The sequence below is a fragment of the Caballeronia fortuita genome, from assembly GCF_001544835.2.
Taxonomy (GTDB): domain Bacteria; phylum Pseudomonadota; class Gammaproteobacteria; order Burkholderiales; family Burkholderiaceae; genus Caballeronia; species Caballeronia fortuita.
Genome location: NZ_FCNX02000001.1, coordinates 568782 through 589729 on the forward strand (window position 1 = coordinate 568782; position 20948 = coordinate 589729).

A 20948-nucleotide genomic window follows, 5' to 3' on the forward strand; every position below is an offset into this window, starting at 1 on the left:
CGAACCGGCATCAACATTAGAGTTGTGTTCCGCGCCGCTCGCGCGTTTTCGAGCGAATTCGGACGTTATCGTCTGATTTTTTCGTCGCTGAATTGTCGCTGAGACAACATCCTGACATGGCTGGCATCCTGATCATCGCGCACGCACCTTTCGCCACGGCGCTTCGTGAGTGCATTGCCCATATCTATGGCGGTCTGCCCGCTCGCATCGGCTGCATCGACGTGATGCCCGACTGCGATCCGGTCGAAGTGCGCGCGTTCGCACGCTCGGAAATTGATCGTCTGAAGGAAGACAACGGCGCAATCGTGCTGACCGACGTCTTCGGTGCGACGCCCGCGAACATCGCCGCGAGCCTGCACGATACCGACGTGCGCGTGCTCGCCGGCTGTAATCTGCCGATGCTGGTGCGCGCCGTCTGCTATCGCGCGACGCCGCTCGACACGCTCACCGAAAAGATTCTGCAAGGCGGCTCGAAGGGTATCCAGGAACTGGATTCGTCCACGCCGCTCAATCCCTGCGCCCTCGCGACGAAGGCCGCCGGCTCGCCCGATCCGGCCTGCTCGGCAAGCGCCGATCTCGTCAGCGCCAAAGCCGCCAGCCACTGACGCCGCTCAATTCATCCATCTAGCGCTTCGGAGCATCATGCTGCAACAAGAAACAACGATCGTGAACAAGCTGGGGCTCCACGCACGCGCTTCGGCCAAGCTCACACAACTGGCGGGCAATTTCCAATGCGAAATCTGGATGAGCCGCAACGGCCGCCGGATCAACGCGAAAAGCATCATGGGCGTGATGATGCTGGCGGCGGGCATCGGCAGCACGGTGACGATCGAAACCGAAGGCGCCGACGAAGCCGAAGCAATGCAGGCGATCCTCGCCCTGATCGCCGACAAATTCGGGGAAGGGCAGTAAGCGCGCCTGCGCCGTGTCCAACCCATGAAAAGCCGCGCACCGACGCGGCTTTTTCGTGTCCACGCCACGCCTTCGCGTAATGCCTTGCAACTGTTTCGGCCCTGACGCCACCGTGTGTTCAGGGCTTTGTCGGCGCAATCGAACTTATAATGGACGCGCGGTTTGCGCCCGCCGAGGGGGCTCCCGGCAGACCGTCACAATCAAGAACTAGAGGAGGTGCGCGTGTCTTTCACGCTGCATGGCATTCCCGTTTCGCGCGGCATCGCCATTGGGCGCGCGTATCTGATCGCGCCGGCGGCGCTCGACGTGGACCATTATCTGATCGATCCCGATCAGATCGACGCGGAAATCGCACGATTCCACGCGGCGCAGGCGGGCGTCCTCGCCGAACTCGAAGCGCTGCGCGAAGACCTTTCCGCCGATGCGCCCAGCGAAATGGGCGCGTTCATCAACGTCCATACGATGATCCTGAACGACGCCATGCTCGTGCAGGAAACCATCGATCTGATTCGCACCCGGCGCTACAACGTCGAATGGGCGCTGACCGAGCAGCTCGAGATTCTCGGCGGCTATTTCGATGAAATCGAAGACGAATACCTGCGCGAACGCAAGGCGGACGTCGAGCAGGTCGTCGAACGTCTTTTGAAGGCGCTCGCGGGCGCGCCGACGGCGGCGTCGCTCGTCGTGCATACGGCGGCGAGCAACGGGCATAACGAGATGATCGTCGTCGCGCACGATATCGCGCCGGCCGACATGCTCCAGTTCAAGACGCAGGCGTTCAAGGGCTTCGTGACCGACCTCGGCGGCCGCACGTCGCATACGGCGATCGTCGCGCGCAGTCTCGGCATTCCGGCGTCCGTCGGCGTGCAGCAGGCGAGCGCGCTGATCCGCCAGAACGATCTGATCATCGTCGATGGCGACCATGGCATCGTGATCGTCGATCCGGCGCCGATCGTCCTCGAAGAGTATTCGTATCGGCAAAGCGAAAAGCTGCTGGAACAGCGCAAGCTCCAGCGCCTGAAGTTTTCGCCGACGCAGACGCTCTGCGGCACGAAGATCGAACTGTGCGCGAACATCGAATTGCCGGACGACGCGCAAGTCGCGGTCGAAGCGGGCGCGATGGGCGTCGGCCTCTTCCGTACCGAATTCCTCTTCATGAACCACAAGGATCAACTGCCGGAGGAAGAGGAGCAGTTCGAGGCGTACAAGCGCGCGGTCGAACTGATGAACGGCAAGCCGGTGACGATCCGCACGATCGACGTCGGCGCGGACAAGCCGCTCGATTCGATGGGCGGCGGCGACGGCTACGAAACCGCGCCGAATCCTGCGCTGGGCTTGCGCGCGATCCGCTGGAGCCTGTCCGAGCCGCAGATGTTCATCACGCAGTTGCGCGCAATTTTGCGGGCGTCGGCCTTCGGTCCGGCCAAGATCCTGATTCCGATGCTCGCGCACGCGCAGGAAATCGATCAGACGCTCGATCTGATCCGCGAGGCGAAGCGCCAGCTCGACGAAGAAGGCGTCGCGTACGACCGCCAGGTCCAGGTCGGCGCGATGATCGAGATTCCGGCGGCGGCCATCGCAGTGCGGCTGTTTCTGAGCCGGCTGGATTTCCTCTCGATCGGCACCAACGACCTGATCCAGTACACGCTCGCGATCGACCGCGCCGATAACAGCGTCGCGCATCTGTACGATCCGCTGCATCCGGCGGTGCTGAACCTGATCGCGTTCACGTTGCGCGAGGCGAAGCGCGCGGGCGTGCCGGTGTCGGTGTGCGGGGAAATGGCGGGCGATCCCGCGGTCACGCGTCTCTTGCTCGGGCTCGGGCTCACCGAATTCTCGATGCATCCAAGCCAGTTGCTGATCGTGAAGCAGGAGATCCTGCGCTCGAATCTGAAGGCGCTCGAAAAGCCGGTCGCGGATGTGCTCGCGGCCTACGAGCCCGCGGAGTTGCAGGCTGCGCTCGCGGCGTTGCAGAAGGTCTAGGCCAGACCGCGATCCGCGATCAGCCGATTCACCTGAGCGATGACCTGCTCGGGTGAGATCGCCGAAGTGCATTGAAAGCGGCCGGACTTGTCGCGCCGGCGCGGACACCACTGAAAATCGCGCGTGTCGAAGTCGCAAGTCGTGTCGTTGAAGCAACTGTTGCAGGCGTGGAAATTGATGACGCGATACGGCGTGCGGAACTCCGTGTGCGGGTGAGTGAAGCCGCTGATCATCACGACGGGCGTGGCCGCCGCCCATGCGAGCCACGACAGTCCGCTGCTCAGTCCCACGAAGAAATCCGCGTGCCGCAGCAGTGCCGCGCGCTCGAGAAGCGGACGATCGCCGGTAAAGTCCTCGCATCCTTCGGGCATCGTGTTGATGGCGCCATCGACGCTGTATTCGCGATGCTGGTCGATGCACAACACGCGGTATCCGCGCGACTTCAGATGAGCGATCAAGGTTGGCCAGCCGCGCGGGTTGTTCCAGTACTTGCACTGTGCCGTCGATTGCGTCGCGACGCAGACGTAGCGTTCGGCCACGGGCCGCGTCGAATCCGCGATCACGATGTGGGGCCGGCGTTCCTCGCACGGCACGCCGAGCAGATAAGACGCGGCGTCCTGCAGGCTGCTTACGCGCGGATCGGTGGGCTGGTGATCGCGATCCGAGTACGGCGAGAAAAAACCAAGGTGGTAGGTCGCGTAGAACGACTCATCGAGCGAATCGGCGGTGTCGGGCGACACGAAGCGCATCGCGGGATAACCTTCCGCGAATAGCGTCTGCAGATGCACCGGCAGCACGACGTGAACATGGCATTGATGCGCGAGCCGGAACGCTTCCACGGCGGGCATCCACGCGAGCGTATCTCCGAGCGCGGTGCCGGACGGATGAAGCAAGACGTTGCGGCCGCGCGCGTCGTAAGCGTGTTCAAACACGAGTCGCTCGCCGTCGAACACTTGCAACTCGAAGCGCACGAAATATTTGCGCCGGCTCGCGACGACTCGATTTGCTTCGACCGGCTCGTCGAAGATGAGGCTGAAGGTGTCCAGATCGACCATTCGGACCCGCCAGCCATCGACGGGAACCTGCACCCGGCAACCGTAATTGAAATCGTAAAGGATGCCTTCCGGCCCGGCGATGTGCGGAAGCGACGGCCGCGCAAACGCGCTTCGCGTGAGTCCACGTTGCGCGCTCGCCGGCGAAGTGATGGTGCTCAAAGAACGATCCGCCCTGCGATTGAAGAATCGACGAGCTTAAGCGGACCGGCCGGCCGACGGTGTAAGACGCGACCGAATTAGCGCGCCGCTTCGTGGTTTCCGGTGTTTGCGCAGACCGGGCAATCCGGCTGCCGCGCGATTCGCATCGTGTTCCATTCCATGCGCAGCGAATCGAGCATCATCAGCCGGCCCGCGAGCGTCGTGCCGAAGCCGCCGATCACGCGCAACGCTTCCGCCGCCTGCATCGCGCCGATGATGCCGACCGTCGGCGCGAACACGCCCATCGTCGAACACGCGACTTCGTCGAACGGCTGATCCGGCGGAAACACGCACGCGTAGCAGGGCGAATCGGGCGCGCGCAGGTCAAAGGTGCTGATTTGTCCGTCGAAGCGCAGCGCCGCGCCCGACACGAGCGGCACGCCATGCGCGACACACGCCGTGTTGATCGCGTGGCGCGTCGCGAAGTTGTCGCTGCAATCGAGCACCACGGTGGCTTGCGGCACGTTCACGTCGAGCCAGGTCTTGTCCGCACGCGCGTTGACCGCGATCACGTCGATGTCCGGATTCAGCGCGTTCAGCGTCTCGCGCGCCGATTCCACCTTGGGCGTGCCGACCGACCGCGTCGTATGCACGATCTGCCGCTGCAAGTTCGTGAGATCGACGCTATCGGCATCGACAAGCGTGATCTTTCCGACGCCCGCGGCCGCGAGATAAATCGCCGCGGGCGCGCCGAGCCCACCGGCGCCAATGATGATCGCGTGCGCATCGAGAAAGCGCTGCTGCGCTTCGATGCCGATTTCATCGACGAGAATATGGCGGGAATAGCGAAGGAGTTGGTCGTCGTTCATCGCGGAAAGAATCGGCTTGCTCGAACGAAGCATTCTAAGCGCGCGAAAGAGAAAAGGCTTCGCAGCATTGCGCTGCGAAGCCTTTGCAGGACTGCGGAAGCGTTACTTCGACTGCTGCGCGGTCGGCGACGAAGCCGGTTGCGCACCCGATGCCGGCGCGGAACCCGGCGTGGCCGGCAGCGCAGGCGTCGCGACGACCGGAGCGGATGCCGAACGCGCCGGCTTGTTCTGCGCGAGCTTGCGTTCGCTGTACGACTTCGACTCGACGACCTGCTTGCCTTCGAGCTTGTTCAGCCCTTGTTGCAGCATGAAGTCGTCGGAGCTGCCGAACTCGACCGGCTTGCGCTCGCGGTCCTTGCGGCGCTGCTCGGGCGTCTTCTTGTCGTTCTGCTCTTCGAGAATGCGCAGTTGTTCCAGACGATCTGCTTCGCGCTGCTCCTGTTCCTTCTTCTCGTTCGGATCTTGCGTGTTCGCGAGGTGATTCGAGTAATCGACTTCGCGCGTGACGAGCGCGTCGTCCGGATCGCCGTCCGCGTACTGATCGACCGGAACGTCGGGGCGCACGCCCTGGTTCTGGATCGACTTGCCGCTCGGCGTGTAGTAGTAGGCCGTGGTGAGGCGCAGGGCGCTGTCGGCGGTCATCGGACGGACGGTCTGCACCGAGCCCTTGCCGAACGTCGTCTTGCCGACGATCAGCGCGCGATGATGATCCTGCAGCGCACCCGCGACGATTTCCGATGCCGACGCCGAGTAAGCGTTCGTCAGCACGACCATCGGCACCTTCTTGAAGATCTCCGGCACGTTCTTCAACGGGTCGGTATCGAAGGACGGCAGACGATAGTTGTCATAGGTGTCGCGGAACGTCTGCTTCGCATCCGCGATCTGGCCATTGGTCGACACGACCACCGCGTTATCCGGCAGGAACGCGCCCGCGACGCCGACCGCGCTCTGCAGCAGGCCGCCGCCGTTGTTGCGCAGATCGAGCACGAGGCCCTTCAGGTTCGGCTGTTGGCGCGCGAGATCCTGCAGCTTCGCGGCGAGATCCGGCACCGTACGCTCCTGGAAGCTCGTGATGCGGATATAGCCGTAGCCCGGCTCCGGCACCTTCATCTTCACGGACTGTACGCGGATCACGGCGCGCGTGACGGTCAGCGGGAACGTGCGGTCGTCGCTCTTGCGGAAGATCGTGAGCGTGACCTTCGTGCCCGGCTCGCCGCGCATCTGCTTCACGGCTTTGTCCAGCGTCATGCCGCGCACCGGCTTGTCGTTGATGCGCGTGATGAGGTCGCCGGGACGGATGCCGGCGCGGAACGCGGGCGTATCTTCAATGGGCGAAATGACCTTGATGAGCCCGTCTTCCGAAGAAATCTCGATGCCAAGGCCCGCAAAACGGCCCTTGGTCTGTTCCTGGAGTTCTTCGTAGTCGGTCTTGTCGAGGTAGGAGGAGTGCGGGTCGAGGCTCGACACCATGCCCTTGATCGCGGCGGTGAGGAGCTTTTTATCGTCGACCGGTTCGACGTATTCGTGCTTGATCTGACCGAAAACTTCGGCGAAAAGCCGCAATTGTTCGAGCGGTAGAGGCGACGAAGCGGCTTGCTGTGCGGATGCGGAAATCTGCAGGGTTGCGAGTGCGCCGGCAGCAACGCCGACGGCGACCAGGCTGAAGTTTTTCAGGTTCTTTCGCATAAAGGGTGCGGTCGGAATCGGATGGGCTGCATCGTAGGTGACGGGCCAGTATACCCGCTCGCCTTGATTGACGACTTAAACGCAACTTAAATGCCTGATGCATTCATCCCGCGAAGCGATCGCTTGCGCACGTTGAGAAACGATCCTGTCGATGCCGCTCGCGCCGCGTCAGCCGCGCGCCATGAATGCAGCGAGGGCGCCCGTGACGGCGCCCTCGCTAACTAAAACGACTGCCTGAGAGCCGCAATCAGCCCGCTTTACCCTGCTTGGCGACAGCGGCCTGCGCCGCCGCGATGGCGTCCGGGTCGCCCAGATAGTAGTGCTTGATGGGCTTGAGATTCTCGTCGAGTTCATACACGAGCGGCACGCCGTTCGGAATGTTCAGCCCGACGATGTCTTGATCCGAAATATTGTCGAGATACTTCACGAGCGCGCGGATCGAGTTGCCATGCGCCGAAATCACGACCTGCTTGCCCGACTTGATGGCCGGCGCGATCGACTCGTTCCACATCGGCAGCACGCGCGCGACGGTGTCTTTCAGGCATTCGGTGAGCGGCAACTGCTCGCGCGGCACTTTCGCGTAGCGCGGATCGTTGTACGACGCGCGCTCGTCGCCCGGTTCGAGCGCGGGCGGCGGCGTGTCGTAGCTGCGGCGCCAGACGAGAACCTGTTCGTCGCCGTACTTCTTCGCCGTCTCGGCCTTGTTCAGCCCCGCGAGCGCGCCGTAGTGGCGCTCGTTCAGGCGCCACGAATGCACGACCGGGATGTACATCTGGTCCATCTCGTCCTGCACGTGCCAGAGCGTGCGGATCGCGCGCTTCAGGACCGACGTGTAGGCGATGTCGAACTGGTAGCCGGCTTCCTTCAGCAGCACGCCGGCCTGGCGCGCTTCGCGGTTGCCTTGCTCGGTCAGGTCGACGTCGACCCAGCCGGTGAACCGGTTTTCCTTGTTCCACGTCGATTCGCCGTGGCGGATGAGCACTAGCTTGTACATGATTTCGGTCGGTCAGTTGAGAAAGCGGGTGCGCCGATCGCACCCCGACATGCTGCACGAGCGGGCGGGATGTCGCCATCGGCCGGACGGCATAGGCCATCGCGGGAAACGGTTATTTTATAATGCCGCGATTGCTCCTATTTCCCTTTCGTCCTTTCCTACTAAATTTCGGCGGCCCTCGACGTGAAGTTTTTCACTGATTACACGAATATCGCACTCATTGTCATCGCGCTCGTTTCCGGCGCGCTGCTCCTGTGGCCGGCCATTTCGCGGCGCGGGCGCGGCGGCATCTCCGCCGCGGAAGCCACCACGCTCATCAACCGGCGCAACGCCGTGGTCGTCGATCTGCGGCCGGCGGCGGAGTTCGCAAAGGGACATCTGCCGTCGGCACGAAATGTCGAATCGACAGAGCTTCAAGCAAAAATCGGCCAGATCGCGAAGAATAAGAGCAATCCGGTCGTGCTCGTTTGCCAAACCGGTCAAGAATCGCAGCGTGCGAGCCGCACCGTGTCCGAGGCGGGTTACGCCGAGGTCCACGTTTTGCAAGGCGGAGTAGACGCCTGGCAAAAAGCCGGCATGCCGGTGGTGAAACAAGGAGCAGTCAAGTGAAGAAAGTCGTGATGTACAGCACGGTCGTGTGCCCGTATTGCCAGATGGCCGAACGTCTTTTGAAGTCGCGCGGGGTCGAATCGATCGAGAAGATCCTGATCGACCGCGAGCCGGGCCGGCGCGAGGAAATGATGACGCGCACCGGACGGCGCACCGTGCCGCAGGTTTATATCGGCGAAACGCACGTTGGCGGTTACGACGACCTGTCCGCGCTCGACCGCAAGGGCGGCCTCGTGCCGCTGCTCGAATCGGCCTGACTTATACTCGCGGCGCGCAAATCACTTGTAACGCGCGCGCCGCATACGAATCACCTTGGAAATCATTATGTCCGACGAGAACAATCAGCCGTTTTTCAACATCCAGCGCATCTACCTGAAGGACATGTCGCTCGAGCAGCCGAATTCGCCGGCCATCTTTCTCGAGCAGGACATGCCGGCAGTCGAAGTCGAAGTCGACGTGAAGGCCGACCGCCTTGCTGAAACCGTCTTCGAAGTGCTGGTCACGGGCACCGTCACCGCGAAGGTCGCCGACAAGGTCGCGTTCCTGATCGAAGCGAAGCAGGCAGGTATCTTCGATATCCGCAATATTCCGGGCGAGCAGATCGATCCGCTCGTCGGCATTGCGTGCCCGACCATCCTGTTCCCGTACTTGCGCTCGAATATCGCCGACGCGATCACGCGCGCCGGTTTCCCGCCGATCCACCTCGCGGAAATCAACTTCCAGGCGCTGTACGAGCAGCGTATCGCCCAGATCGCGAGCGCCCAGGAAGGCGCGGCGAACGGCGCGACGCACTGACTCCGTCTGCCGGACCGGAGCCGAGCATGAAAGTAGCCGTCCTCGGCGCCGGCGCGTGGGGCACCGCACTTGCGGGCCATCTCGCGACCCGGCACGACACGAAACTCTGGGCGCGCGACGCCGCGCTCATCGAATCTCTTTCCCGCACGCACGAAAACACGCGCTATCTCCCGGGCGTGGCGTTGCCGCACGCGCTCGTATTCGAGGCGGATTTCGCGGCGGCGCTCGCGCACGCAGCGGCGGACGATGCGCTGTGTGTCGTCGCGACGCCGGTCGCCGGTTTGCGCGCGCTGTGCGGTGCAATGCGTCGGTCCGGTGTCGTGCCGGCGCATATCGTGTGGCTGTGCAAAGGCTTCGAGGCGGATACGCAGTGTCTGCCCAATGAAGTCGTCGCGGCCGAATTGCCCGCGCATCGCAGCAACGGCACGTTGTCCGGCCCGAGTTTCGCGCGCGAAGTGGGGCAAGGATTGCCGGTCGCGCTGACGGTCGCAAGCGCATCGGCGGAACTGGGCGCGCGCACGGTCGCCGCGTTCCATCACGGCGCGATGCGCATCTATACCGGCGATGACGTCATCGGCGTCGAAGTGGGCGGCGCGGTGAAGAACGTGCTCGCGATCGCAACAGGCATCTCCGACGGACTCGGCCTCGGCCTGAACGCGCGCGCGGCGCTCATCACGCGCGGTCTCGCGGAAATGTCGCGGCTGGGCGTCGCGCTGGGCGGCCGCGCGGAAACCTTCACGGGTCTCACCGGACTTGGCGATCTCATCCTCACCGCGACGGGCGATCTGTCGCGCAATCGCACTGTCGGCATGCAGCTCGCGAGCGGACGTACGCTCGACGAGATTCTCGCGGCGCTCGGCCATGTCGCGGAAGGCGTGCGATGCGCGCGCGCCGTGCTCGGGCTCGCGCAATCGCGTGGCATCGACATGCCGATCACGCAGGCGGTATGCCGCGTGCTCTTCGATAACATCACGCCGCGCGATGCCGTGCAGGCGCTTCTTAGCCGGGACGCGAAGGCAGAGTAATCGGAGACGTTGCGATGGCCAGACTCGAGGCGCTGAAAGCCGATATCACCACGCTCGAAGTCGACGCCATCGTCAACGCGGCGAACAAGTCGCTGCTCGGCGGCGGCGGCGTCGACGGCGCGATTCATCGCAAGGCGGGCAAAGGCCTGTTGCGCGAGTGCGAGACGCTCGGCGGCTGCGAAACCGGCGACGCGAAAATCACAGGCGGTCATGATCTTCCCGCCAGGCACGTGATCCATGCGGTCGGGCCGCGCTGGAGCGGCGGCAAGAAGAACGAGCCCGAACTGCTCGCGAACTGCTATCGGCGCTCGCTCCAGCTCGCTCACGAAGCGGGCTGCGCCTCGATCGCGTTTCCCGCGATCAGTTGCGGCATCTATCACTTTCCGCCCGAACAAGCGGTGAAGATCGCGGTGCGCACCGTCATCGATACCTTGCCTTCCACGCCTTCGGTGCAGCACGTCGTATTTGCATGCTTTCAGGACGACATGCTCGCGCTCTACCGCGCCGAACTCGACGCGGCAAACGCTTAAGCGCCACCTTCGAAGCCCGCCTGACGCCACGCCTCGAAGGTCACGATGGCCACCGTATTCGAAAGATTCAGACTGCGATTGCCCGGCCGCATCGGCAGTCGCACGCGCTGTTGCGTCGCAAATCGCTCGAGCAGACCGGGCGCGAGGCCGCGCGTCTCGGCGCCGAACACGAACCAGTCGCCGGATCTGAACGCGTGATCGAAGAACGGCGTCGAGCCGCGCGTCGTGAATGCGAACATGCGCGTCATGTCGGGCGTCTCCTTCGCGATGAAGGCGTCCCAGCCCGGGTGCACGTTCATTTCGGCGTACTCGTGATAGTCGAGACCGGCGCGGCGCATCTTCGCGTCGTCGAGCGGAAAACCGAGCGGCTCGATCAGATGCAGGCGCGCGCCCGTGTTCGCGCACAGGCGGATGACGTTGCCGGTGTTCGGCGGAATTTCGGGCTCGACGAGTACGACGTTGAACATGGATTGCTTCTGGATAAGGTGGTTAATCTTGCGGCGTGCGCAGCGCGACGAAGTTGCTCACGCGCCGCGCGCCTGAGCACTTGAGCGTGCGCGCGAGTGCATCGAGCGTGGCGCCGGAGGTCATCACATCGTCGATGACGCCGACGTGCAAGCCCCGCACATCGCCCGACACGGCGAACGCATCCGCGACGTTGCGGCGGCGCGTCTCCTGATCGAGCCGCGATTGCGCCGACGTATGCCGCACACGCGCGACGATCGACGCATCGCTGCGCACACGCATCATGCGCGCAAGCGGACGCGCGATGGCCCACGCCTGGTTATAGCCGCGTGAGACAAGCCGCGCGCGCGAAAGCGGCATCGGCACGATCACGTCCGGCACGGGCAAGCCGCTGTCCTCGAAAAGCGCATGCAGATGGCGCGCGAACAGTTCGCCCACGGCGAGCCGCGCGCGGAACTTCAGTTCGACGGCGAGCGTGTCGAGCGGCGCGCGATAGTCGGCGAGCGCGAGCGTATCGTTGAACGCGGGCGGCGCTTCGAGGCACGTGGCGCAGTGCGCGCGTACATCCTCGCGCGGGCGTCGCATCGTCGATGCCGCGAGCGGCAGCGCGCACGTCGCGCAGCGCATACGCGGCTCGTTCCAGTACTGCGCGTCGCAACCATCGCATAAAAGTTCTTGCGACAAATTGCCGCATAACGCGCACTGGCTCGGAAACGCGTGAGCCACCAGCCGTACCGCCGCCGACGCGATTCCGCGAACGCGCGCTGCGATGGGCGTCTGGAATGGAAGGTGGATGCTGTCGGCTTTCATGACTGCTGGATCGGAAAAATCGCGGCTCGCTGCGCTAAACACGCGCATTCGTTGCGCCTTACGAAGGCTTTATGCCTCGTATCAGCACTTCGCATGGGTTGTATTCGAGACGACCGAGTATACTTCGCACTCTCCGCAAAAAGATCGCCATGTCCCCGACATCCCCTGAAACTAGCCGTCCGGCCTATGATTCGCGCCGTTTGCGCGCGATCTTCGATGGCCGCGCCGCCGCCTTCGACGAGGTCGCGTTCCTGCCGCGCGAGATCGCGGAGCGCATGCGCGAGCGGCTCGAATACATCAAGGTCGCGCCGATGCGCATCCTCGATGCGGCATGCGGCGCCGGGGCCGATCTGGGTGGATTGCGGGAGCGATTCGCGGAGGCGTCGGTAACCGGCGTCGATATCTCGTCGGCGATGCTCGCGCGCGCAAGCGCCGCCGAAGCAGCGGACGCCGAGAGCAGCGCGGGCTGGCGCCGCTTTCTTCCGACGACCCTCGCCAAGGCGTTCGGCGCGCGCGGCCCGCAACTCGCGCAAGCGGATTTTTCCGCGCTGCCCTTTGCTTCGGGCGCGTTCGAATTGTTGTGGTCGAATCTCGCGCTGCACTGGCACGCGCGGCCTGACCTCGTTTTCCCCGAATGGCAGCGTGTGCTGAAGGTGAACGGCCTGCTGATGTTCAGCACGTTCGGCCCGGACACGCTGCGCGAACTGCGCGCCGCGTATCGCGAAGCGGAGCGCACGCTCGGGCTCGCGTCCGCGCCGCATACGATCGATTTCGTCGACATGCACGATCTCGGCGACATGCTCGTCGAGAGCGGCTTTGAAATTCCGGTGATGGACCAGGAAGTCCTGACCATCACTTATAAGTCACCCGAATCGCTGTTCGCCGACGTAGCGCGCTGGGGCGCTTATCCGTTCGAACGCCGATTCGACGCAGGCCGCGCGGATGCGAAGGCGCTGCGCGGCGCGGTGCATAGGGCGCTGGACGCGCTGCGCCGCGACGACGGCACGATCCCGCTCACGTTCGAAGTCATTTACGGTCACGCGTGGAAGGCGGTGCCGCGCACGACGGCAGACGGGCACGGGATCGTGCGTCTGGAAGATATCGGACGAGGCTCGAAACCGAGACGATGAATCGGTAAAGAGCGCCGTTGTTATGTCTGAGATTTGCGTGGAAAAAGCGGTCAAAAAGGTGCGTCAAAAGGGCGCAGAAGCTTGTCGCGCTTGGCTTTGCGAGGTTACGACCCTTGCTTGTGGATGCCACTTAAGACGCCTATAATGCGTCAGTTTGTCGCCCGGACGGACACAAATTTGGGCGAAATCCGAGCAAATGTATGTGATTGCGTGCGGATTGATGGAGGCAGCGATGCAGGCCAGCCAGATGCTGACGGAGTCCGAGCCGGTCATCAAGGACTGGCTGATGAAGCGAAACTGCTCGGTCTCGCCGCGTCAGTTCGTGGGCTTTTATGTGTCGCTTGCGCTGTTTTCGCTGGCTATTTCAACGCTGCTGTTCCTGAACGGCGCCTGGCTGGTGCTGCCGTTCACCGGAGTCGAATTGACGGTCGTGGGTGTCGCGTTCGTGATTTACGCGCGTCACGCGGTCGACTACGAACGAATCCGGCTGTATCAAAACCGGTTGTTGATCGAACAGATGAACGCCGAAGAACTGACGCAGTTCGAGTTCAACCCGCGCTGGGTGCGGGTCGAAGCGGGCGCGACGCCGAGAGAGCCGCTCACGATCGTTTCGCGCGGTCAATCGGTGAAAATCGGACAACACCTTGCACAGCATCGTCGCAAACAATTTGCTGCCGAGTTGCAGGCGTCGCTGAGACGCCTTTGAGAGGAGCCGGCAGGCGCGCGATGCCCACGGGGGTCGAGGGTTTGAATGGAAAATTTGGGTAAGGATGCTATGAAAACAATCAAGCGAGCCCTCTCGGGCGTGCTGGCGGCGGGCGCACTGCTCTCCGCGGGCGCGGCCCTGGCGGTCGAAAACAGTCCAGGCGGTCCTGCGGTCAACGAGATCAACTTTCAGCAGCCTGTGACGAAGATCGCCGAGGAGCTCTACGGCCTCCATATCTTCATGCTCATCATCTGCACCGTCATCTTCATCGGCGTGTTCGGCGTGATGTTCTATTCGATGTTCATGCATCGCAAGTCGAAAGGCTTCAAGCCGGCCAATTTCCACGAAAGCACCACCGTCGAAATCATCTGGACGATCGCGCCGTTCATCATCGTCATTTTGATGGCGCTGCCGGCCACGAAGGCCGTCGTCGCGATGAAGGACACGTCCAACGCCGACCTCACCGTGAAGGTCACCGGCTATCAGTGGAAGTGGGGCTACGATTACGTGAAGGGTCCGGGCGAAGGCATCAGCTTCCTCTCGACGCTCTCCACGCCGCGCAGCGAAGTGAACGGCCAGAAGCCGATCTCCACGCTGTATCTGCAGGAAGTCGACAACCCGCTCGTCGTGCCGGTCGACAAGAAGATCCGTGTGATCACGACGGCGAACGACGTCGTGCACTCGTGGTACGTCCCGGCGTTCGGCGTGAAGCAGGATGCGATTCCGGGCTTCGTGCGCGACACCTGGTTCAAGGCCGAGAAGGTCGGCACGTATCGCGGCTTCTGTACCGAACTGTGCGGCAAGGAGCACGCGTACATGCCGGTGGTCGTCGAAGTGCTGTCGGCCGACGACTACGCGAAGTGGGTCGATGCGCAAAAGAAGAAGATGGCCGCAGGCCAGGACGATCCGCTCAAGACGTACACGAAAGACGAGCTGATGGCGCGCGGCCAGCAGGTCTATACGTCGAACTGCGCGGTCTGCCACCAGCCGACCGGCAAGGGCGCGGGCCAGTTCCCGGCGCTCGACGGCTCGAAGATCGCGAACGGCTCGATCGCCGAGCATCTGAATATCGTGCTGCACGGCAAGGGCGCGATGCCGCCGTGGCAAGGCGTCCTGAACGACGTCGAGATCGCGTCGGTCGTCACGTTCGAGCGCAATAGCTGGAGCAACCACACCGGCGATCTGCTGCAGCCGAAGCAAGTCATCGACGCCAAGGCGGGCAAGATGCCCGAAGGCGGCGGCAATGCGGCGGCAGCATCGGCGCCGGAAGCGGCGAGCGCCGCGCCCGCGGCGGCCGAAGCGAGCGCGCCGGCGGCATCGTCGGGTGCGGAGGCGTCGCAAGCAGCCGGTCTGCCCGCCAGCATCTATTTCGAGACGGGCAAGGACACGCTGCCCGCCGATGCGAAAAGCGCGGTGGACGCCGCCGCCGCCTACGCGAAGGCGCATCCGGACGCGAAGATCGCGTTGTCGGGGTTCACCGACGCCACCGGCGGCGCCGATCTGAACGCCGACCTCGCCAAGCGCCGCGCACAAGCCGTGCGCGACGCGCTGAAGGCAGCGGGCGTGTCGGAAGAGCGCATCGTGTTGAAGAAACCGGAAACCATCACGGGCGGCGCCGATAACAAGGAAGCCCGTCGCGTGGAAATCAGTCCGGCTGCTTGACGTGCCGAGCGTGGCGCTTTCCTTCGCCGGACGGCAACGGAAAGTCCCACGCGTCATTGCCAAGTGCCCCGAGTATTCGCTTTAGGAGATGATTGTCATGTCTAGCATCGGACACGATGTAGGCGCAGGTCACGACCACGCGCACGATGACCATGCGCACGAGCTGCCGCATGGCTGGCGCCGGTGGCTTTTCGCCACCAACCACAAGGACATCGGTACGCTGTACCTGTTGTTCTCCTTCATCATGTTCCTCTCCGGAGGCGTGATGGCGCTCGGCATCCGTGCCGAGCTGTTCGAGCCGGGCCTGCAGATCATGCGTCCCGAGTTCTTCAATCAGCTGACCACCATGCACGGCCTCATCATGGTGTTCGGCGCGATCATGCCGGCGTTCGTCGGTTTCGCGAACTGGATGGTGCCGCTGCAGATCGGCGCATCGGACATGGCGTTCGCGCGCATGAACAACTTCAGCTTCTGGCTGCTGCCGGCCGCGGCCGTGCTGCTCGTCGGCTCGTTCTTCGTGCCGGGCGGCGCAACCGCCGCGGGCTGGACGCTCTACGCGCCGCTTTCGACGCAGATGGGCCCGGGCATGGACTTCGCGATTTTCGCGGTTCACATCATGGGCGCGTCGTCGATCATGGGCGGGATCAACATCGTCGTGACGATCCTGAACATGCGCGCGCCGGGCATGACGCTCATGAAGATGCCGATGTTCGCGTGGACGTGGCTCATCACCGCGTATCTGCTGATCGCCGTGATGCCGGTTCTGGCGGGCGCGATCACGATGGTGCTGTTCGACCGTCACTTCGGCACGTCGTTCTTCAACGCGGCGGGCGGCGGCGATCCGGTGATGTACCAGCACATCTTCTGGTTCTTCGGTCACCCCGAGGTGTACATCATGATCTTGCCGGCGTTCGGGATCGTGTCGCAGGTGATTCCGGCGTTCTCGCGCAAGCCGCTCTTCGGCTATAGCTCGATGGTGTACGCGACCGCATCGATCGCGATCCTGTCGTTCATGGTGTGGGCGCACCACATGTTCGCGACCGGCATGCCGGTGACGGGCCAGCTCTTCTTCATGTACGCGACGATGCTGATCGCGGTCCCGACGGGCGTGAAGGTGTTCAACTGGGTCGCGACGATGTGGCGCGGCGCATTGACCTTCGAAACCCCGATGCTCTTCGCGATCGGCTTCCTGTTCGTGTTCACGATGGGCGGCTTCACGGGCCTGATCCTGTCGATGGCGCCGCTCGATATCCAGATGCACGGCACCTACTACGTGGTGGCGCACTTCCACTACGTGCTGGTGGCGGGGTCGCTGTTCGCGCTGTTCGCGGGCTGGTACTACTGGGCGCCGAAGTGGACCGGCTGGATGTACAACGAAATGCGCGGGAAGATTCACTTCTGGGCGTCGATGATTTTCTTCAACATCACGTTCTTCCCGATGCACTTCCTGGGTCTTGCCGGCATGCCGCGCCGTTATGCGGATTACCCGGCGCAGTTCACGGACTTCAACCAGGTCGCGACGATCGGCGCATTCGGCTTCGGCCTCGCGCAGGTGTACTTCCTGTTCGCGGTCGCGCTGCCGACGTATCGCGGCGGCGGCGAGCTCGAAAAGGCGTCCGACAAGCCGTGGGATGGCGCGGAAGGCCTCGAATGGACCGTGCCGAGCCCGGCGCCGTTCCATACGTTTGAAAATCCGCCGACCGTCGAATAAGCGGTTGGTCCGGTTCGCGGGGCCTCGTCGAGAGGCTCCGCGAATGAAAAGTCAGGAAAGCATGGCCCCGAATCCACAAAAAAGACGCACGCCCGAAGAAATACGCGCGGGCAACAAGCGGCTCGGAATCATCATGGTGTTGGTTGCCGCCGTCTTCTTTCTGGGTATCGTCGTGAGGCAATACCTGTTGTCGCGAGGGTAGGAAAGCAACGTGTCCACTCAGCAGGAAAATCCGCATGTCGACCGGTCGTTCAACCGGTCGATGCTGGTCAAGCTCTTCGTCGTCGCCGCGCTGATGTTCGGCTTCGGCTTTGCGCTCGTGCCGATGTATCGCGCGATCTGCCAGATCACCGGCATCAACAATCTCGTGCAGAAGGACGTCGGCGCGCGCGAGGCGAAGAACACGCAGGTGGACATGAGCCGCTCGATCTCGATCGAATTCGATGCGAACGCGCGCGGCCCGCTGAAGTTCAAGCCGGAGCAGAACACGCTCGACATTCACCCCGGCGAAGTGATGACGGTCATGTACGACGTGACCAACGAGCAGAATCGCACGGTGAACGCGCAGGCGATCCCGAGCTATGCGCCGAAGCAGGCCACCGAATACTTCAAGAAGATCGAGTGCTTCTGTTTCACGCAGCAGACGCTCGCACCGAACGAGACCAAGCGCATGCCGGTCGTGTTCGTCGTCGATCCGAAGCTGCCGAAGGACGTGAAGACGATCACGCTGTCGTACACCTTCTTCGAGCTGAACGCGCCGAAGTCGGTGGCGAAAGGTTCGTGACGGCCATGAGCGCGAACACGCCGAACAAGGGTGGTTTCCTCAAGCTCGTGAAGGCGGTTTTCTGGTCGTTCTTCGGCGTGCGGCGCCGGGCCGACCTGGAGAGCGATGCCGCGCAGTTGAATCCGCTGCATCTGATCGCGGCGGGCGTCATCGGCGCGGTGCTGTTCATCGTCGTGTTGCTGCTGGTCGTGCGCGCGGTAGTGGGATAGACGGAACGCCGAGAGCATCGGCGTCAAAAGAAAATTCAAGCAACTGGATCGAAGTGGAGAATCAACAATGAGCGGTCAAAACGAGAGCCCGTACTATTTCGTGCCGCATCCGTCGCGGCATCCGGTGATGGCTGCAACTGGCCTGCTGATCATGCTGGCGTCGCTGGCGTCGTGGGTGAACGGCCATAGCTTCGGGCCGGTCGGCACGTTTATCGGCCTGCTGTTCGTGCTGTTCGTGCTGTGGCACTGGTTCGGCGACGCGATTTCCGAATCCGAAGGCGGCATGTACGGCAAGCGCGTCGATGTGTCGTACCGCTGGAGCATGAGCTGGTTCATCTTCTCCGAGGTGATGTTCTTCGCGGCGTTCTTCGGCGCGCTGTTCTATGCGCGCGCCATCGCGATGCACGAGCTCGGCAGCCTCGACTACAAGCTGATCTGGCCGGACTTCACCGCCGTGTGGCCGAACAACGGTCCCGCCGCGCTCGTGCCGCATTTCCGCGCGATGGTGCCGTGGCCGCTGCCGACCATCAACACGGCGCTGCTGTTGTCCTCCGGCGCGACGCTGACCGTGGCGCACCATGCGCTGCGTGAAGATCATCGCAAGAAGGCGATCATCTGGCTGGCCGCGACGGTTCTGCTCGGTATCATCTTCCTGTTCTGCCAGGGCTACGAGTATTTCCACGCGTACAACGAACTGAACCTGACGCTCAACTCCGGCGTGTATGGCTCGACGTTCTTCCTGCTGACCGGCTTCCACGGTTTCCACGTGTTCCTCGGCGGCACGATGCTCGCTGTCGTGATGGTTCGCCTGATTCGCGGCCACTTCACGGCGGAGCACCATTTCGCGTTCGAAGGCGCCGCGTGGTACTGGCACTTCGTCGACGCCGTGTGGCTGGGTTTGTACGTCGTCGTCTACTGGCTGTAAGGAAGATCGGAGCGGGCGCGCGATGCGCCGTCCGCGAAAAAGGCCGGCGGCAGCGCCGGTCCGAGAGCAAAGAAGCAGTGACCAACACGCCGCCCTCGATGTCTCAAAGGGCGGCGTCGTCGTTTGAAGGGCGATGAGGAGCGTGGCGGCAAGTGCCGCGTTGCGACAATTAGCCCCGTAGGGCAGAACCCGCGCGACGGGTTATCGTCCGATAGGAATGCCCGACGACTGAATCCAGCCCATCCAGTGCGCGAACAGGATAAAGAGGAAGAGCGAGATGGACAGCCCGACGCGCGCGGCAAGCGACCAGACCATGCGCTTGGTCTTGCCCCGGTCGGTCATCATGAAGTAGAGCGCCGAGCCCAGGCTGCCGATGATAAGGATGAACGCGATAGCAACGATGATGTGCATGAAACCAGCCAGCGATTGTGCTCAGGAACCACGGTGAGCAGTATTAATTCGGATCGTCTCATTATCTCACTCGATGCATCGAGCCGTGCAGCGGCCGGCCGGATGCCGGCGCTAAGGCGCGCAGCATGAAGATCCGCTTCTGGCCCGCGCTCCTGATTCTGATCGTCGTCGCGGTGACGGTGCGCCTCGGCTTCTGGCAGCGCGACCGTGCGCATCAGAAGGAGGCGCTCAACGCGCGGATCGTCGCGTTCGAGAATGCGCCTGCGCGCGATGTCGGCGTTGAGCCGATGCCGCTCGCGGCGATCGAATTTCATCGCGTGGCGGCGCGCGGCGAGTTCATGCCGGAGCGCGTCGTGTACCTGGACAATCGTCCGTATAACGACCAGCCAGGCTTTTATGTCGTGATGCCGCTTAAACTCGAGGGTGGCGGCTACGTGCTCGTCAATCGCGGATGGCTGCCGCGCAACATGGCGGACCGCACGGGCATCGAGCCGTATGAGACGCCGAAAGGTGTCGTCGAGGTGAAAGGCATCGCGCGCGCGAATGCGTCGCAGGCGTTCGAACTGGGCAGCGGCGGATCGGCTGCGCACAGGGAGATCCGCCAGAACCTCGACATCAAATCGTACGCGGCCGAAACCGGGCTCGCGTTCCAGCCGTTCGTGATTCAGCAGACGAACGACACCGGCGACAAGCTCGTGCGCGACTGGCCTGCGCCGACGCTGGGCGTCGAACGAAACTACGGCTACATGTTCCAGTGGTGGGGCATGGCGGCGGCGGCCATCGGATTCGGCCTGTATGCCGCGCGCCGCGCCGCAAAGAAGTGCGACGACGTCAACAAAAGCGACGAAGAAGCCGAGCACCACGCCTGACCACCGACGAACCGAGACACGCTTTACCGATGCAATCACAACGTTCCACTGCCACCGCGCAGCGCCCCACGAAGAAAGGCCCCTGGATCAGCGGCCGCTGGATGCTCCTGTTGCTCGCGCTGGTGTGCGCGGCGCCCGTGATCGCGTCGTACCTGATGTACTACGTGTTCAAGCCGGCGGGCGGAACGTCGAGCTACGGCGCGCTGATCGATCCCCAGCGCCCGATTCCGGCGCAACTGGTCGTCACTGACGAAAAAGGGCAGAGCGTGCCGTTCAAGTCGCTCGAAGGCAAATGGCTGATGGTCATCGTCAACGGCAGCGATTGCGACGAGCAATGCGCGACGCGCCTCTACTTCATGCGTCAGGTGCGCGCGCTGCAATCGGGCGAGCGCGAGCGCGTCGTCAACGTCTGGCTGCGCACCGACGACAAACCCGTCTCCGATGTCATCAAGACCGCGTATCCGCAGCCGGACACGCGCATGCTCGTCGCCGACGAAAAGGCGATCGCCGCGTGGCTGCCCGTGAACGACGGCACGAAGCTCACGGATCACATCTTTCTCGTCGACCCGAACGGCAATCTGATGATGCGCTTTCCGAAGAACCCCGATCCGAAGAAGATCAACGCGGATGTGGCGAAGCTTCTGAAGTGGTCGCGGATCGGCTGAGGTAA

25 protein-coding genes are annotated in these 20948 nt (G+C 63.2%); 18 read left to right on the plus strand and 7 right to left on the minus strand.

Annotation, left to right across the window (positions count from 1 at the left end):
• The first annotated feature begins 116 nt into the window (after positions 1–116).
• The 3 genes from AWB77_RS02670 (at position 117) to ptsP (ending at position 2895) form a co-directional block, all read left to right on the plus strand.
• Positions 117–605 carry a PTS sugar transporter subunit IIA gene (locus AWB77_RS02670; protein WP_061132815.1) on the plus strand — a complete coding sequence of 163 codons (489 nt, stop codon included), beginning with the start codon at positions 117–119 and terminating at the stop codon, positions 603–605.
• Positions 606–642: 37 nt separating this feature from the next.
• Positions 643–912 carry an HPr family phosphocarrier protein gene (locus AWB77_RS02675; protein WP_008351787.1) on the plus strand — a complete coding sequence of 90 codons (270 nt, stop codon included), beginning with the start codon at positions 643–645 and terminating at the stop codon, positions 910–912.
• A 222-nt stretch (positions 913–1134) separates the two neighbouring features.
• Complete coding sequence (gene ptsP / locus AWB77_RS02680; protein WP_208601485.1) at positions 1135–2895, plus strand: phosphoenolpyruvate--protein phosphotransferase; 1761 nt, start codon at positions 1135–1137, stop codon at positions 2893–2895.
• Here ptsP and AWB77_RS02685 read toward each other — a convergent pair.
• The 4 genes from AWB77_RS02685 to gpmA form a co-directional block, all read right to left on the minus strand.
• Positions 2892–4109, minus strand: coding sequence for an autotransporter strand-loop-strand O-heptosyltransferase (locus AWB77_RS02685; RefSeq protein WP_061132817.1), 1218 nt, complete (start codon positions 4107–4109; stop codon positions 2892–2894). The genes ptsP and AWB77_RS02685 overlap by 4 nt on opposite strands.
• A gap of 77 nt (positions 4110–4186) precedes the next feature.
• Positions 4187–4957: a HesA/MoeB/ThiF family protein gene (locus AWB77_RS02690; RefSeq protein ID WP_061133135.1), complete on the minus strand. Its 771-nt coding sequence runs from the start codon at positions 4955–4957 to the stop codon at positions 4187–4189.
• Between the two features lie 102 nt (positions 4958–5059).
• Positions 5060–6643, minus strand: a complete 1584-nt coding sequence (locus tag AWB77_RS02695) for a S41 family peptidase (protein ID WP_061132818.1) — start codon at positions 6641–6643, stop codon at positions 5060–5062.
• Positions 6644–6890: 247 nt separating this feature from the next.
• Positions 6891–7637 carry a 2,3-diphosphoglycerate-dependent phosphoglycerate mutase gene (gene gpmA / locus AWB77_RS02700; RefSeq protein WP_061132819.1) on the minus strand — a complete coding sequence of 249 codons (747 nt, stop codon included), beginning with the start codon at positions 7635–7637 and terminating at the stop codon, positions 6891–6893.
• Positions 7638–7820: 183 nt separating this feature from the next.
• On the opposite strand from gpmA, the gene AWB77_RS02705 reads away from it, so the two are divergent.
• The 5 genes from AWB77_RS02705 to AWB77_RS02725 all read left to right on the plus strand — a co-directional run bounded on the left by AWB77_RS02705 (position 7821) and on the right by AWB77_RS02725 (position 10596).
• The gene (locus AWB77_RS02705; protein ID WP_061132820.1) at positions 7821–8246 is read left to right on the plus strand and encodes a rhodanese-like domain-containing protein; all 426 of its coding nucleotides are present in this window, start codon (positions 7821–7823) and stop codon (positions 8244–8246) included.
• Positions 8243–8503, plus strand: coding sequence for a glutaredoxin 3 (grxC, locus tag AWB77_RS02710; protein WP_061132821.1), 261 nt, complete (start codon positions 8243–8245; stop codon positions 8501–8503). The genes AWB77_RS02705 and grxC overlap by 4 nt, the downstream gene beginning before the upstream one ends.
• Positions 8504–8570: 67 nt before the next feature.
• Positions 8571–9041 carry a protein-export chaperone SecB gene (gene secB, locus AWB77_RS02715; RefSeq protein WP_061132822.1) on the plus strand — a complete coding sequence of 157 codons (471 nt, stop codon included), beginning with the start codon at positions 8571–8573 and terminating at the stop codon, positions 9039–9041.
• Between the two features lie 26 nt (positions 9042–9067).
• Complete coding sequence (locus AWB77_RS02720) at positions 9068–10066, plus strand: NAD(P)H-dependent glycerol-3-phosphate dehydrogenase (RefSeq protein ID WP_061132823.1); 999 nt, start codon at positions 9068–9070, stop codon at positions 10064–10066.
• Between the two features lie 14 nt (positions 10067–10080).
• Positions 10081–10596, plus strand: a complete 516-nt coding sequence (locus tag AWB77_RS02725) for an O-acetyl-ADP-ribose deacetylase (RefSeq protein WP_061132824.1) — start codon at positions 10081–10083, stop codon at positions 10594–10596.
• Here the strand turns inward: AWB77_RS02725 and trmL are convergent.
• Together trmL and AWB77_RS02735 are read right to left on the minus strand one after the other, a co-directional pair.
• A complete protein-coding gene (trmL, locus tag AWB77_RS02730) occupies positions 10593–11063 on the minus strand; it encodes a tRNA (uridine(34)/cytosine(34)/5-carboxymethylaminomethyluridine(34)-2'-O)-methyltransferase TrmL (protein WP_061132825.1) in 471 nt (156 codons plus the stop codon). The two genes, AWB77_RS02725 and trmL, sit on opposite strands and share 4 nt — an antisense overlap.
• Before the next feature lie 22 nt (positions 11064–11085).
• Positions 11086–11871 (minus strand): ComF family protein, encoded by a 786-nt coding sequence (locus AWB77_RS02735; RefSeq protein WP_061133136.1) that lies wholly within the window; start codon positions 11869–11871, stop codon positions 11086–11088.
• A 149-nt stretch (positions 11872–12020) separates the two neighbouring features.
• On the opposite strand from AWB77_RS02735, the gene AWB77_RS02740 reads away from it, so the two are divergent.
• From AWB77_RS02740 to AWB77_RS02770, 8 genes are all read left to right on the plus strand, one after another.
• Positions 12021–13001 carry a methyltransferase domain-containing protein gene (locus AWB77_RS02740; RefSeq protein WP_061132826.1) on the plus strand — a complete coding sequence of 327 codons (981 nt, stop codon included), beginning with the start codon at positions 12021–12023 and terminating at the stop codon, positions 12999–13001.
• Positions 13002–13233: 232 nt separating this feature from the next.
• A complete protein-coding gene (locus AWB77_RS02745) occupies positions 13234–13707 on the plus strand; it encodes a DUF2244 domain-containing protein (RefSeq protein WP_061133137.1) in 474 nt (157 codons plus the stop codon).
• A gap of 45 nt (positions 13708–13752) precedes the next feature.
• Entirely contained in the window at positions 13753–15369 is a 1617-nt protein-coding gene (gene coxB, locus AWB77_RS02750; RefSeq protein ID WP_061132827.1) for a cytochrome c oxidase subunit II, read from the plus strand.
• Between the two features lie 97 nt (positions 15370–15466).
• Positions 15467–17080 (plus strand): cytochrome c oxidase subunit I, encoded by a 1614-nt coding sequence (gene ctaD / locus AWB77_RS02755; RefSeq protein ID WP_061133138.1) that lies wholly within the window; start codon positions 15467–15469, stop codon positions 17078–17080.
• 61 nt (positions 17081–17141) lie between these two features.
• A complete protein-coding gene (locus tag AWB77_RS35270) occupies positions 17142–17282 on the plus strand; it encodes a cytochrome oxidase small assembly protein (protein WP_008351762.1) in 141 nt (46 codons plus the stop codon).
• Between the two features lie 9 nt (positions 17283–17291).
• A complete protein-coding gene (locus AWB77_RS02760; RefSeq protein ID WP_061132828.1) occupies positions 17292–17864 on the plus strand; it encodes a cytochrome c oxidase assembly protein in 573 nt (190 codons plus the stop codon).
• Between the two features lie 5 nt (positions 17865–17869).
• On the plus strand, positions 17870–18073 hold the full coding sequence (locus tag AWB77_RS02765) for a DUF2970 domain-containing protein (protein ID WP_061133139.1): 204 nt from the start codon (positions 17870–17872) through the stop codon (positions 18071–18073).
• A gap of 67 nt (positions 18074–18140) precedes the next feature.
• Positions 18141–18998: a cytochrome c oxidase subunit 3 gene (locus tag AWB77_RS02770; protein WP_061132829.1), complete on the plus strand. Its 858-nt coding sequence runs from the start codon at positions 18141–18143 to the stop codon at positions 18996–18998.
• A gap of 201 nt (positions 18999–19199) precedes the next feature.
• Here the strand turns inward: AWB77_RS02770 and AWB77_RS02775 are convergent, their stop codons facing one another.
• Positions 19200–19409, minus strand: coding sequence for a twin transmembrane helix small protein (locus AWB77_RS02775; protein WP_035497548.1), 210 nt, complete (start codon positions 19407–19409; stop codon positions 19200–19202).
• A 125-nt stretch (positions 19410–19534) separates the two neighbouring features.
• On the opposite strand from AWB77_RS02775, the gene AWB77_RS02780 reads away from it, so the two are divergent.
• Both AWB77_RS02780 and AWB77_RS02785 read left to right on the plus strand, forming a co-directional pair.
• On the plus strand, positions 19535–20278 hold the full coding sequence (locus tag AWB77_RS02780) for an SURF1 family protein (protein WP_061132830.1): 744 nt from the start codon (positions 19535–19537) through the stop codon (positions 20276–20278).
• A 29-nt stretch (positions 20279–20307) separates the two neighbouring features.
• Positions 20308–20943: an SCO family protein gene (locus AWB77_RS02785; RefSeq protein ID WP_061132831.1), complete on the plus strand. Its 636-nt coding sequence runs from the start codon at positions 20308–20310 to the stop codon at positions 20941–20943.
• Positions 20944–20948 lie beyond the last annotated feature (5 nt).